Source organism: Schaedlerella sp. (assembly GCF_056796775.1).
This window is the reverse complement of record NZ_JBQIKP010000009.1, coordinates 51,277-64,173: the sequence shown is the minus strand read 5'-3', so window position 1 is coordinate 64,173 and position 12,897 is coordinate 51,277. Positions and strand designations below refer to the sequence as shown.

Sequence of the window (12,897 nt, the reverse complement as noted above, 5' to 3'; positions counted from 1 at the left end):
GAGTTTCTCTTTTGTGTATATAGAATGCTGAATGACGGCTTATTCCTCCGGCCGGAACAGGATCTCGTTGGGATCCACCAGCCCCAGCTTCTCCTCAGCCACATCCTTGATGTAATCATCGGTCTTGACATATTCTTCGTATTCCTTCACCTTCTCGGAACGGGCATTCTGCTCCTCGATCTGTGCCTTAAGCTCCGCCTCCTGCTGCTTATAGATTTTGTTTCGGGCATACAGGTTCACTGAATTGACGGCCAGCATCGCCGCCATAATTCCCAATACAGTATAAATGATCACGATACTTCTCTTGTGCTGCCGTAAAGCGGACGAACCCTTCCGGCCATGCTTTTTGCCTGCAGGCATCTTTTTCTTCTGACTCATACGAATTCCCCTTGCGGCCATGCGCGGCATATCATACCATACGGCAGATATATCCGGCACCCAGTCTGGTTGCTCCCCTTGCCATCATCATTATTTTATTCGCTTTTCTTCTTTTTTTCAAGTTTATTCTTCCACTTTGCGAAGGTTTTTTTCAACAAAATTTTACAAAAAAAGGCCAGAAAATTCCCAACCGCAAGTCCTAGTATGAAGAACCATCTGACACTCCCATAAGTTGTATGATACATCTGCCGGAACAGATAGGCGCTGATTCCGATCCAATAAAAAAAATCCTCCGCGCTGACCGCTGCCGCAGAATGCGGGACCAGCTTTCTCAGCAGCAGCAGTATCTGATAGCAGGAAAATGTAACGATCCCCGACAGGCCCGCGTATACAAATATCACGGCCTCTTTTCCAATTCCCAGCATCATGGTGCTGACCTACTTAAATAATTTTGAAAAAAAGCTGTCGTTCTGGTGTCCCGCCTGGCTCACGCTGGAATAGGCGATACTATCAATATTTCCCGACAGGTCCACCTCACCCTTCTCCACGCTGAGCCGGTTCACATGCAGATCCGTCCCCTTGACCATCAGCATCCCTTGTTCTGTCTCCAGCAGGATCTCATTCAGATCAAATGAAAGCACATCCAGCACTCCGGTCACCATACTTGTCTTCCGGTTATTTATAACCAGCTTATGCGCCTTTACAGGCTGCCGTTCCTCCATATCTGTTCCCCCTTCGTTATATATCTGTCATACTCACGGCCGATGAAGTCTGCCGTGAGTATTGCGCCAGCCGCAGCCGCGAAGCGGCATAATTCCTGACGCGGCTGTGTGCGTCTCATTATACTGTGCGGCAGATTTATCTGGCGCTCAGTATAATCCCAGAATCTCCCCGGCGTATCCGGCTACATATACTTTTATATATATGAAGGGTTGTTTCATATTATGCCTGTCTGCAAGGATTTTTATTGACGTTCTCAGAACAGCAGACCGCAGGCGCGTCAGCCCATGCCTCAAAAAACTCCGGCCTGCTCATCCCGGCAGAAAAAGCTACAGGTATCTGAACAGATCCTTCGCCTCTTCTTTCTTTGTCGTGTCCTGGATATCCAGCACTTCCACCTTGACGGTTTTCGTGCCGAACTGGATCTCGATAACATCCCCCACCTTGACCTTCACAGAAGCCTTGGCCACATTGCCGTTCACGAGCACACGGCCGGCGTCGCAGGCTTCGTTTGCCACGGTGCGCCTTTTGATCAGACGGGATACCTTCAAAAATTTATCTAACCTCATATTCGGCCCTCCTACGGCGCAAAAAATGCTAACTGTTCGGATTGCAGCCGTACAGTTAGCAAAAATGCCTGCATGATCAGATCATGCAGGCATGATACACATCCTGATTAATTCACAGCGTCCTTCAAAGCCTTGCCTGCTTTGAACTTCGGTGCCTTGCAGGCAGCAATCTTCATGGTGTTGCCGGTCTGCGGGTTTCTTCCTTCTCTTGCTGCTCTGGAAGTCACCTCAAATGTACCAAATCCAACCAGCTGAACCTTCTCACCCTTCTTTAATTCTTCTGTTATAACTTCAACAAAAGCTTTTACGGCTTTTTCAGCGTCCTTCTTGGAAATCTCTGCGTTTTCTGCGATTGCTGCTACTAATTCTGTTTTGTTCATGGATGTTTCCTCCTCTTTATTGTACTAGAACAACATTCATTCTAAGAATATATTAAGGCAAAAGCCCGCATACCCACAGCCGGCATGCCTGTGCTCATTGCCTACACGTATTGTTATACCTGTTTCTCCGTTCTTTGTCAAGGTATTTCCACGCATTTTATCATAATTACGTTACTATTGTTACATGTCACACACTGACCAATCACTACGCTGATTGGTCAGGAGGATGCACATAAAAGCTGGGATTCAGGCCGTCCATTGCCGTAGGCAATTTTAAATGACGGCCTGAGTTACAGGGCACGCCTGGTCAAGGTGTGACCTGTAACTACTATTCACAGTCAGATGAAAAATGGCAGTCGGATTCTTCAAGCGAAGCTTGTAAGAAGCCGATTGACAGTTTTTATCTGACTGGAATCAGTCATTTCACTTCTATGCGCGGAAGCAGCCGACAAAGCTGTCTGACAGCATATTTAAAGCATCTTATCGATCATCGCCAGGACTTCCTTGCCCATTGCCTCGGATTTTGCGTCTGCGTCCTCCATGGAGGTTCCTTTTACGCCGTAGTAGAATTTTACCTTCGGCTCCGTACCGGACGGCCTTACGCATACCCATGCGTCGTCGGTCAGGTCATAGTAGAGTACGTTGGAGGAAGGCAGGCCGGTTCCTGTTACTTCGCCTGTCTCCATATCTTTGATTGTGTCTGCCTTGTAGTCTCTTGCCTTGAGCACCTTGTAGCCCGCGATTTCTGCCGGCGGGTTCTTCCGCAGAGTCTCTAAGATCTCCTGGATCTTGGCAAGTCCTTCGATCCCCTTCAGGGTAATGGACTGGATATCATCCTTATAATATCCGTAGCGGTCATACATCGCGATCATAGCATCCCACAGGTTCATGCCCTTGGTCTTATAGTAAGCAGCCGCCTCGCAGAGGGCCATAGTCGCCACGATGGCATCCTTGTCCCTTGCGTGGGTTCCGATGAGACATCCGTAGCTCTCCTCAAATCCGAACAGATACTCGCCCTTGCCGCTTGTCTCAAATCCAAGGATCTGCTGTCCGATGAACTTGAATCCGGTCAGGCATTCGATCAGGTCCACACCGTAATACTTTGCGATGGCATCCGCCATATTCGTTGTAACAATGGTCTTGATAAACTTTCCGTCCGCCGGAAGTCCGCCGTCCAATTCCTTCTTCTGCCCGATCTCATAATCCGCCAGCAGACAACCGGACATATTTCCGGTCAGGGTATGGTATTCGCCGTTGGAGTCCTTTACACGGACACCGAGCCTGTCCGCGTCCGGATCGGTTGCCAGCACGATATCCGCGTCAATCTCCTTTGCCAGCTTCAGGCCCAGCTCAAATGCTTCCGCAGCCTCCGGGTTGGGGTAGGAAACCGTCGGAAATTCGCCGTCCGGCAGCTCCTGTTCCTTTACAACATAGACATTCTCAAAGCCCAGCTCCTTCAGGATACGGCGGGCCGGGATGTTGCCGGTTCCGTGGAGAGGCGTATAAACAATCTTCAGATCCTTTGCCGCGGCGTCGATCGCGTCCTGGCGCTTCACCTGCTTTTTCAGCTCCGCAATATACGCGTCATCAATGTCCGCTCCGATGGACTCGTACAGCCCTGCTTCCTTTGCCGCATCCAATGACATGGTCTTCATGGTGGTATAATCCTCAACGGCCTTTACCTCATCCATGATCCCCTTGTCGTGAGGCGGAGTGATCTGCGCGCCGTCCGCCCAGTATACCTTATATCCGTTGTACTCCGGCGGATTGTGGCTTGCCGTAATATTGATCCCCGCGATACAGGAAAGCTTACGGACCGCAAAAGAAAGCTCCGGGGTGGGGCGCAGGGACTCGAACACGTAAGCCTTGATCCCGTTCGCCGCAAGGCAGAGCGCCGCCTCATCCGCGAATTCAGGCGACATACGGCGGGAATCATACGCGATCGCAACCCCTTTGTCCGCGCTTTTGTTCTTTATGATATAATTTGCCAGTCCCTGTGTCGCCTTCCTGACCGTGTAAATGTTCATCCGGTTGGTTCCGGCTCCGATAATGCCGCGCAGCCCGGCAGTACCAAATTCCAGATCCATGTAAAAGCGCTCCTTGATCTCGTTGTCATCCTCCTTGATGCCTTCCAGCTCCGCCTTGGTCTCCGCGTCAAAATATGGATTCGACAGCCATTCCTGGTATCTTTCTTTGTACTCCATCATAGTACCTCCTGATATATAATCTATAATCACTGTCGCTCGTACCGCATCCCATCTGTCCCCTTTCGATTCTCTCCCTGACAGACAGGCGGTCCGGCCGGACAGCCGCTATTCGTTTATTATACATCAGCTCCCGGCAAAAAGGAAGTCATTTTACAGGGAGAAGGCAAAAATCTTCTGTATAAACCGGATTTTTTCTTCGGTCTGCAAGACAGCGGTCTGCAGCTTTTCTACGCTCTTCTCCGGGATCCAGGCTTTGTTGGAATGATAATAGCTGTTGGCAGTCTTCCAGAACTTTTCCGGGTAGGCGGTCTTCAGCGCGATCACCTCCAGCTCCCCCGGGGAAAACGGCCGGATCTCCGCATAAGCCTCCAGCATGGCGCGGCCCAGGGATTCCTTCCACTTGTGTTTTTCCATGACCTTGCGCAGGAAATAGTACAGATCCAGGACCTGAACATCTCTGTGGAAGTGTTCAAAGTTGGTGGTGGCAATGGATGCCCCTCCTGATCTAGCATTTCCCGGCAGCATGATGAGATTGTGGTAATTGTAGTCTCCATGCACCAGAAGCCCCTCTTTCAGGCTCTTCCGGTACAGTTCTTCATAATCCGAATCCTCCAGTCTTCTGGTGACCCGCATGGCAAGCTGATACATGCTGTCGAAATATTTCAGAAACAGATATTCAAATTCCCCTTTATTCACCTTGTTCCGGATATAGCCGCGCACCTTTTTCAGTTCCCGGTTATGGCAGAGAAATTCCTCTTTGAGATGCCTTCCCGAAGGCGGTGACAGCTCCTGCCCATCCGGATCAGGAGGAATCTCTGCCGCGGAGACGGAAAAATGCTTCCAGCACATGATCTCGTGGAGACGGGCAAGGTTCCTGACCGCTTCCAGCACATCTGCTTCCCGGCGCACATCGCACTCCCGTCCCGCGTACCATTTTTTCAGCATATACCGAGTCTGGCCGCGGAATGTGCTGACCAGCTCCTTCTCCCGGTTCCTGACCGGGGTGTCCACCTCCGGATACCCCCGCGACTCCAGATGACGCAGCAGTATATACAGTAAAAGGGCACGCCGGTCAGACACTGCCGCCTCCTTCAACACCATTGTTCCTTCTTTTGTCTCGCAAAAAAATGCACCCCTGATCTTGCGGGTGCTTATCACTTCGACGTCAAATTGCTCCAAGACTTCCAGCTCGTACTCTCTCATGGCTGCCCCCTCATATTATAGGTTTCGTACCTGTTCAGTACACCCGCGGATCCGGACGGTACCGCCTGGCCCTGCCGTACTGAACAGCTACACAAGATTCGCTGATCATCAGCTTTTCTATATCTATGAGAGAAACAGCCCGGGTATGCTAAAGTCCAAGCTTTTCTTTTACATATTCGCACAAAATTTCTTTTTTGTTGCAGTCCGGATCATCAATGACCCATTCCAGAAGCTCCTGGAGCATGCTGCCAAGCTTCTGCCCCGGTTCCATACCGATCGCCATCAGGTCCTTCCCGGTCACGGCCAGGTCATGGAGCGTGACACAGTGCTCCTGTACCAGTGCTTCCTGATACAGCTCCCGCATTTTGATGATATTTTCCACCTTTTCCCGTTTCTGATAGACGCTCTGCGCCTTCACATCCGCCAGCCGCACCGCCAGGTAATAGGGGAACAACTCCACCCCGATCCGGTTCATGGCCCGCCGCACGTTCTGGGGCGTGGCTTCTACCCGGTAATCGTGGTAGCAGACCAGCCGGGTCACCTTCTTGATCGTGTCATTGTCAAATTTGAGACGGCGCATCACCACATTGGCCAGCTCTTCGCTGACGATCGCATGGCCCTTGAAATGATCCCGCCCGTTTTCGTCCGTCGTCTTCATAGCCGGCTTTCCCATGTCGTGGAACAGCATGGTCAGACGGAGGATCTTATCTCTTTTCACATTCTTGATGGCCTGGATCGTGTGCTCCGCCACGTCATACTTATGGTGAGGAGTATTCTGAGCCACGCCTTCCATCTCATCCCACTCCGGCAGAATCACTCTCGTGATCCCCAGCCGGTATGCCTCCCGGATCTGCTCCGGATGGCTGGAGACCAGGATCTTCACCAGCTCCGCCCGGATCCGCTCGGCGCTGACATGCTGCAGGCTGGGCGCCAGCTCCTTAATGGCCGCCTCTGTGGATTTTTCAATGGAAAATCCAAGCTGCGCCGAAAACCGGACAGCCCGGAGGATTCGAAGGGCATCCTCCGAAAAACGCTCTTTTGCGTCTCCCACGCACCGGATCAGGTGGTAGTTCAGGTCCTTCATCCCTCCGAACACGTCCACCAGACGCACATCATCATTATATGCCATAGCGTTGATCGTAAAATCCCGACGCTTCAGATCCTCTTCCAGATTGTTGGTAAACCGGACCTCCTTTGGATGGCGGTTGTCCTCATACACACCGTCGATCCGGTATGTAGTCACTTCAAAGCTGTCTTTCCCCAGAAGCACGGTCACAGTCCCGTGCTCGATCCCGGTATCCACGGTCCTGCGGAACATCCGCTTGATATCCGCCGGCTTTGCCGAGGTGGTGATATCCCAGTCCTGGGGCTTCTTCGCCAGGATCGAATCCCGGACGCACCCGCCCACGGCATAGGCGTCATGCCCATGCATCTGGAGATTCAGAATTATCATCAGTACTTTATTTGGCAATACAATCTTCACACGAACACATCCTTCTGTAACTCAGTCTGCCGCAGTCTCCCGGCATTCACGCCTCCGGTCTATAATTCGCAGTTCTTCACGGTCCTCGGGAAGGGCACCACGTCACGGATATTGGCCATGCCGGTGAGATACATCACACAGCGTTCAAAGCCAAGCCCGAAGCCCGCGTGGCGGGTGGAGCCGTATTTCCTCAGATCCAGATAGAACTGGTAGTCCTCTTCCTTTAAATTCAGTTCCTTCATCCTTGCGCGCAGCTTCTCATAGTCGTCTTCCCTCTGGCTCCCGCCGATGATCTCTCCGATTCCGGGCACCAGACAGTCCACGGCCGCAACGGTCTTTCCGTCCTCATTCAGCTTCATATAAAACGCCTTGATCTCCTTCGGATAATCCGTCACGAATACAGGGCGCTTGAATACCTGCTCGGTAAGATACCGCTCATGCTCTGTCTGCAGGTCGCAGCCCCAGGATACCTTATACTCAAACTTGTCGTTATTTTTGCTCAGAATATCAATGGCCTCTGTATAAGTCACCTTGGCAAAATCCGATTCCACTACATTTTTCAGGCGTTCCAGAAGTCCCTTGTCCACAAAGGAATTGAAGAAATTCATCTCCTCCGGTGCCTGCTCCATCACATAGGAGATCACATATTTCAGCATGGCCTCCGCCAGCTCCATATTGTCCTCCAGATCGGCAAACGCGATCTCCGGCTCGATCATCCAGAACTCCGCCGCATGACGGGTGGTGTTGGAATTTTCCGCCCGGAAGGTGGGACCGAAGGTATAAATGCTCCGGAACGCCTGGGCGTAGGTCTCGCCGTTGAGCTGGCCGCTGACCGTCAGGCTGGTCTCCTTCCCGAAGAAATCCTGGGTATAATCCACGCTTCCATCCGGGTTCTTCGGCAGATCTCCCATGTCCAGCGTGGTCACCCGGAACATCTCGCCCGCTCCCTCGCAGTCGCTTCCAGTGATCAGCGGAGTATGCACATACACAAATCCCCTCTCCTGGAAGAACTTATGAATGGCGTAAGCTGCCAGAGACCGTACCCGGAATACGGCCTGAAATGTATTCGTCCTGGGCCGCAGATGGGAAATGGTCCTGAGATATTCAAAGCTGTGGCGCTTTTTCTGCAGCGGATAATCCGGCGCGGAAGCCCCTTCCACCGTCACTTCCTCCGCCTGGATCTCGAAGGGCTGCTTTGCCTGAGGTGTCGCCACCAGGGTTCCTGTAATGACCACCGCCGCCCCTACGTTCTGTTTTGAAATCTCCTGGAAGTTGTCCATTTTATCATGATATACGATCTGCAGCGGTTCAAAATAAGAGCCGTCATTGACTACGATAAATCCGAATGTCTTGGAATCCCGGATGCTGCGGATCCAGCCTCCGACCGTTACCTGCTTGTCCAGATAAGCTTCTCTGTTTTTAAATAATTCCCGAATTGTCACTAATTCCATCTCAAAATACTCCTTTTTTATTGTAAGGCAGATTGGCCGCGCGTCTGCCGGCGCATCTGCGGCAATTTCTTTCCGCTTTACAGTATATCCGTTTCTGCGGATAAAATCAACCTCATAATCCTGCCGTGTCCCAAAAAATTTCCAGCTGCGCGGTTGGAAAATGGCCGCGGATAATTCCATTTCTGATCCAGAGCAATACAAGATTTAAAAAATGGATTGACAACTGCATTTTTATCGTCTATACTAAGCATGTAATTTAGTTTGTTACTTGACTAACTAACTATATAAGCGAGGTGATCCTATTGAAGATAAATCCGGACCTGGATAAGCCGATTTTTATCCAGATCGCTGAACAGCTGGAGGACTCGATCTTTACAGGTGTCTTCCCGGAGGAAACGAAGATTCCATCCACGAATGAGATCTCTGCCCTGCTGAGCATCAACCCGCACACAGTCCTAAAAGGGATGAACCTGCTGGTGGATGGAGATATGGTTTACAAGAGGAGAGGGCTTGGGATGTTTGTAAGGGAAGGGGCGGTGGAGCGGATCCGCCGGAAGCGCCAGAGCCAGTTTTACAGCCAGTACGTTGCTGTACTGGTTCAGGAAGCATTAAAGCTGGAAATGCCGAAGGAAGAGCTTATAGCACTGATAGAAAGGGGTTATATCAATGAAAGCAATTCAGATTAATCATATTACGAAGCGGTACGGCAATGTGGCTGCCCTTGAAGATCTCTCTTTTTCATTTGAGTACGGAAAGATCTACGGATTGTTGGGGCGAAACGGCGCCGGTAAGTCTACTTTGATCAATATCATCGCAAACCGTCTCTTTGCGGACGAGGGCGAGGTTCTGATCGACGGCCTGCCCGCGAAGGAGAATATGGCAGTACATGAAAAGCTGTTCTGCATGAGCGACCAGAACCTGTATGACAGCAATTTGAAGATCCGAGATATTTTCAAGTGGACCGGCCGGTTTTACGACCATTTTCAGATGGATCAGGCCTTTGAGATCGCAGAAATGTTTTCTCTGGATACCAAAAAGCGGTTTCCCGCCCTTTCCAATGGACAGCAGTCCATCTTTAAACTGACGGTCGCCCTTGCCCTGGATGTTCCCTATGTGATCTTCGACGAGCCGGTGCTGGGACTGGACGCGAACCACAGGGAGCTGTTCTATCATCTGCTGCTGCGGGATTATGAAGAACGCCAGAGAACGATCATCCTGGCGACACACCTGATCGAAGAGGTTGCGAATATCATCGAGGAAGTGGTGCTGATCGACAAGGGCAGGCTTCTCCTGCAGGAGTCCGCGGAAACCCTTCTGGACAGAGGATACTGTGTATCCGGATCTGAGAATGCGGTTCGGGATTTCTGTATCGATAAACAAGTGATCGGGTACGATGAGCTGGGCGCCCTCAGGCTGGCTTATATCCTGGGCGCAAGAGAGGACCTGCCGAAGGGCAGTCCATTGCAGATCTCTCATATGAATCTGCAGAAGCTGTTTGTGAAATTAACAGAGAAAGGCGGTAACTGATATGAAAAAAATGCGTATATTAATCCGATATGAATGCGAACTTTCCTGGAAGTATATCTGGATTTTTTACCTTGCAATCGCGATTGTCTTTCCCACTGTCTACGGCCTGCTCTACCTTCTGACACATGAAACTGGAAGGATAAACTGCCTGGAAATGAATACCATGATCTTTGTCGGGATCGTCGGCATGATGCAGATAAACGAGGATTTCCGGATGCTGATGCAGAACGGCTTTACCAGGGCTTATATTTTTTCCGCCACCGCTGCCCAGTTTGCCTTTATATCCGGCCTGATGTCTCTGATCGATACGGCTGCCGGAATGGTTCTTCGAGGGCTCCTGTCCGGGTTGCTTGATTATGAAACCATCTTCGAAAGCTTATACGGATATGGGCATCCGGCCGTTTTGCGCTGGCTCTGGCTGTTCCTGGTCTATCTACTGATCAGCAGCCTGGGGTTCTTCTTTGCCCTGGTCATAAACCGGGTGCCGAAAAAGCTCTCCGTATTCGCAGTCACGATCCTTGCTGCCCTCTTTTTGCTTGGAATTCCCTTCCTGTTCGCAGCTGTATCCGCTCCCTGGAAAGCTGTCGGACACAGCATCCTGAGCTTTGCGGTAAGATGCTTCGGCTTCATGGACGACGGTACGGTACGGCTGACCAATCCGATCTTTCTTCTGCTCCTGTGTATCGGGATCCTGAGCGCCGGCTCCTATTTGATCATACGGCGTACGGAACTCAGCGCCGTCAGAAGAAGCGCGCTTACTTTGAATTGATACCTTGGATATACCTTATGAAACGGCCGAATGGCCATAATGGGATGCCCTTGGGCAAAAAATATGGAACCGCTTCAAAATACTGCCCTGTCCGGCAGATTTTGAAGCGGTTCCTGAATCTGTAAGATATGTCCGTTATTTTTCTACAGCTCTTAAATGAAAGCCTGGTCACGAGAATCGGATCTCACCGTTGGACAGCCTTGCGTTGCACATGGATGTCACCTGCTTCAACCGGGCCTTGATATCGCAGATGGTCAGCACCAGCCCCGGATACGCGATGTCGGCAACCAGCCTGCATCCGCCCAGGTTCTCGATCTCCTCCTGCTTTTTCGCCAGCTCTTCATCCATCTGCTCCAGCTTGATCCGGTTTACGGAAAGGTCAAACTGAAGGCGTTTCATACGTTCCACCTTATCCGGACTGTTGGGACGCTTTTCCAGCTTTTCCAGCTCGGCTTCGGCTTCTTCGATCACTGCCGCCAGCTCCTGCCGCTCATATTCCACACAGGGCTCGCCGCCCAGATAGATACGCGTCTGGCTTTCGGATTTTGAGCCCACGACCTTGGCGCTGACTTTTTTCGCCGCCCGGATCCGTCCGCCTACAATGATGCCTCTTCCGGACCGGACCTGTATCTCCCCGTCGCTGTATACTTCGCTGTTGACGATGCAGTCAGCCTGCAGATTCGCCCGCGCGTGAACGATACTGTTTTCCAGATATTTCGCAAAGACACTGCCGTCTGCCCTGACCACGGAATCGGTATTCCCTACGATCCCCTTGGCTACGATCAGATCACCGCCTGCCTCTACGGTGGCCGACTCTACAACGCCGTCTACCGTGATATTGCCTGCTGCCCGCACGCTGAAACCGCTGCACACTCTGCCGCGGATATGCACATCCCCCATATAGTTGATATTTCCCGTAGAATAATCTACGTTGTCGTCAATCTCCAGCACCGCCTTTACCTGAAATGTCTTTCCCACGTATTCCACATGGCCGGCCTGGGTTGCCAGCAGCTTGGTGCCGTCTTCGCTGATCTCCGTATTCTGCCCCTTAGTAAGAGGCGCTTCTTTGCCGTCCTTAGCCGGAACCTCCTGATCCAATACCGTTCTGCCCGGTTCCCCCGGTGTCGGCAGGACTGCCTCACAGATCACGCCTCCCGCTTCTACGCTCTGGAAGAAATGGAGAGACGCATAGTCCACCCGGTCGTGCTCATCCACTTCAAACTTCCGTTCCACGACCCGTTCAAAATGCTCAATGATCCGGCCGTCTGTTCCGTTGCGAGCCGGTTTTCCTTTTGCCAGGAAAAACAGAGAAAAATAAGGATTCCGTTCCTCCGGCAGGCGCTTGAGTAATTCCTCGTCTACTCCAAACGCAATTCCGGTATCGGAAAGCGCCTCGTAAAGCATCTCCCGATCCACGTCTTTTCCTTCTCCCACCGGCGGAAATACGATCAGCCAGGCGGAAAGCTTGTCGGCTGATATATGGATGACCGGCTGCGCATCCAGCTCGATCGGCGGCGGTGTCAGTATCTCGTTCCGCGCACTCTGTTCTGCTGATGCAGTCTTCTGTGCCTCAGCCTGCGCGCTCTCTCCTGCCGGTGTGTCTTCCTTCGCCGCGGACTGCTTGCTCTGCTCTATCAATAAAGCCTTTTGCGCGTCCGCCTGTGCCTTTTCTTCCCTGGCCTTTATCTCTTTAAGACGGGAATTGGCTGCCAATGTAAGTACCCTCTGCAGGCGTCCCAGTTCCTTCCTCAGCTCAGACTGAGAAAAATCTTCGCGGCCTCCCAGCAGCAGTCTGGGACTTGACAGTCCTTTCGCCCTTTCGGCCCGCATCTCACACAATTTATACAGCGCATGCCCCTTGGGCAATTCCAGCTCAACTTCGACGGCAGGGGGCGGAGGCTGCGCTGTTACGGCTTGTTCCTCCTTCTTCTCCATACTCTCCTGCAACAAATGGTCCGGAACCTGTTTGTCTCTGACCTGTTCTGATTTCGATCCAAACAATCGAGACCAGATCTCTTTTTTGAAACCCATGCATTTCACCTCCTTCACATGGAGTTCACAGTGTATAGTTCTGTAATCTTATTATACACTGTAAAGGGCTGTACTAGCAAGCAATAAATATCTAATTCCAGGATATTCCTTATTTTTGTGGTCCGGAAGTATTTCGGCAGTCCTTCGCTCTGCCGAAAAAAAGGGACTGCCTTATCCGG

Annotated in this window: 13 protein-coding genes; 3 read left to right on the top strand and 10 right to left on the bottom strand. The window is 51.5% G+C overall.

Annotated elements, in window-relative coordinates; genetic code table 11:
• Positions 1–39 precede the first annotated feature (39 nt).
• From ACTOY7_RS06635 to asnS, 9 genes are all read right to left on the bottom strand, one after another.
• Positions 40–378 carry an FtsB family cell division protein gene (locus ACTOY7_RS06635; protein WP_160281670.1) on the bottom strand — a complete coding sequence of 113 codons (339 nt, stop codon included), beginning with the start codon at positions 376–378 and terminating at the stop codon, positions 40–42.
• 95 nt (positions 379–473) lie between these two features.
• Positions 474–806: a spore cortex biosynthesis protein YabQ gene (gene yabQ / locus ACTOY7_RS06630; protein ID WP_160281671.1), complete on the bottom strand. Its 333-nt coding sequence runs from the start codon at positions 804–806 to the stop codon at positions 474–476.
• Positions 807–815: 9 nt separating this feature from the next.
• The gene (gene yabP, locus ACTOY7_RS06625) at positions 816–1,100 is read right to left on the bottom strand and encodes a sporulation protein YabP (RefSeq protein ID WP_160281672.1); all 285 of its coding nucleotides are present in this window, start codon (positions 1,098–1,100) and stop codon (positions 816–818) included.
• 327 nt (positions 1,101–1,427) lie between these two features.
• On the bottom strand, positions 1,428–1,667 hold the full coding sequence (locus ACTOY7_RS06620) for an RNA-binding S4 domain-containing protein (RefSeq protein ID WP_004074655.1): 240 nt from the start codon (positions 1,665–1,667) through the stop codon (positions 1,428–1,430).
• A gap of 107 nt (positions 1,668–1,774) precedes the next feature.
• Positions 1,775–2,047: an HU family DNA-binding protein gene (locus ACTOY7_RS06615; RefSeq protein ID WP_016297741.1), complete on the bottom strand. Its 273-nt coding sequence runs from the start codon at positions 2,045–2,047 to the stop codon at positions 1,775–1,777.
• A 470-nt stretch (positions 2,048–2,517) separates the two neighbouring features.
• Positions 2,518–4,251, bottom strand: coding sequence for a phospho-sugar mutase (locus ACTOY7_RS06610; protein WP_160281712.1), 1,734 nt, complete (start codon positions 4,249–4,251; stop codon positions 2,518–2,520).
• 153 nt (positions 4,252–4,404) lie between these two features.
• Positions 4,405–5,457 carry a CotS family spore coat protein gene (locus ACTOY7_RS06605; protein ID WP_160281673.1) on the bottom strand — a complete coding sequence of 351 codons (1,053 nt, stop codon included), beginning with the start codon at positions 5,455–5,457 and terminating at the stop codon, positions 4,405–4,407.
• 148 nt (positions 5,458–5,605) lie between these two features.
• Positions 5,606–6,940, bottom strand: a complete 1,335-nt coding sequence (locus ACTOY7_RS06600) for a CCA tRNA nucleotidyltransferase (RefSeq protein WP_482670304.1) — start codon at positions 6,938–6,940, stop codon at positions 5,606–5,608.
• Between the two features lie 59 nt (positions 6,941–6,999).
• Positions 7,000–8,391: an asparagine--tRNA ligase gene (gene asnS / locus ACTOY7_RS06595; RefSeq protein WP_160281675.1), complete on the bottom strand. Its 1,392-nt coding sequence runs from the start codon at positions 8,389–8,391 to the stop codon at positions 7,000–7,002.
• A 293-nt stretch (positions 8,392–8,684) separates the two neighbouring features.
• Here asnS and ACTOY7_RS06590 point away from each other — a divergent pair, with 293 nt between their 5' ends.
• Genes ACTOY7_RS06590 through ACTOY7_RS06580 form a run of 3 tightly spaced genes read left to right on the top strand, consistent with a single transcriptional unit; the run spans position 8,685 to position 10,687 of the window.
• Positions 8,685–9,077, top strand: coding sequence for a GntR family transcriptional regulator (locus ACTOY7_RS06590; RefSeq protein ID WP_394682614.1), 393 nt, complete (start codon positions 8,685–8,687; stop codon positions 9,075–9,077).
• Positions 9,058–9,918, top strand: a complete 861-nt coding sequence (locus ACTOY7_RS06585; protein ID WP_160281677.1) for an ABC transporter ATP-binding protein — start codon at positions 9,058–9,060, stop codon at positions 9,916–9,918. The genes ACTOY7_RS06590 and ACTOY7_RS06585 overlap by 20 nt, the downstream gene beginning before the upstream one ends.
• A 1-nt stretch (position 9,919) precedes the next feature.
• Positions 9,920–10,687: a hypothetical protein gene (locus tag ACTOY7_RS06580; RefSeq protein WP_482670303.1), complete on the top strand. Its 768-nt coding sequence runs from the start codon at positions 9,920–9,922 to the stop codon at positions 10,685–10,687.
• 168 nt (positions 10,688–10,855) lie between these two features.
• Here ACTOY7_RS06580 and ACTOY7_RS06575 read toward each other — a convergent pair whose 3' ends face one another.
• Positions 10,856–12,718, bottom strand: coding sequence for a flagellar assembly protein A (locus ACTOY7_RS06575; protein ID WP_482670302.1), 1,863 nt, complete (start codon positions 12,716–12,718; stop codon positions 10,856–10,858).
• Between the last annotated feature and the right edge of the window lie 179 nt (positions 12,719–12,897).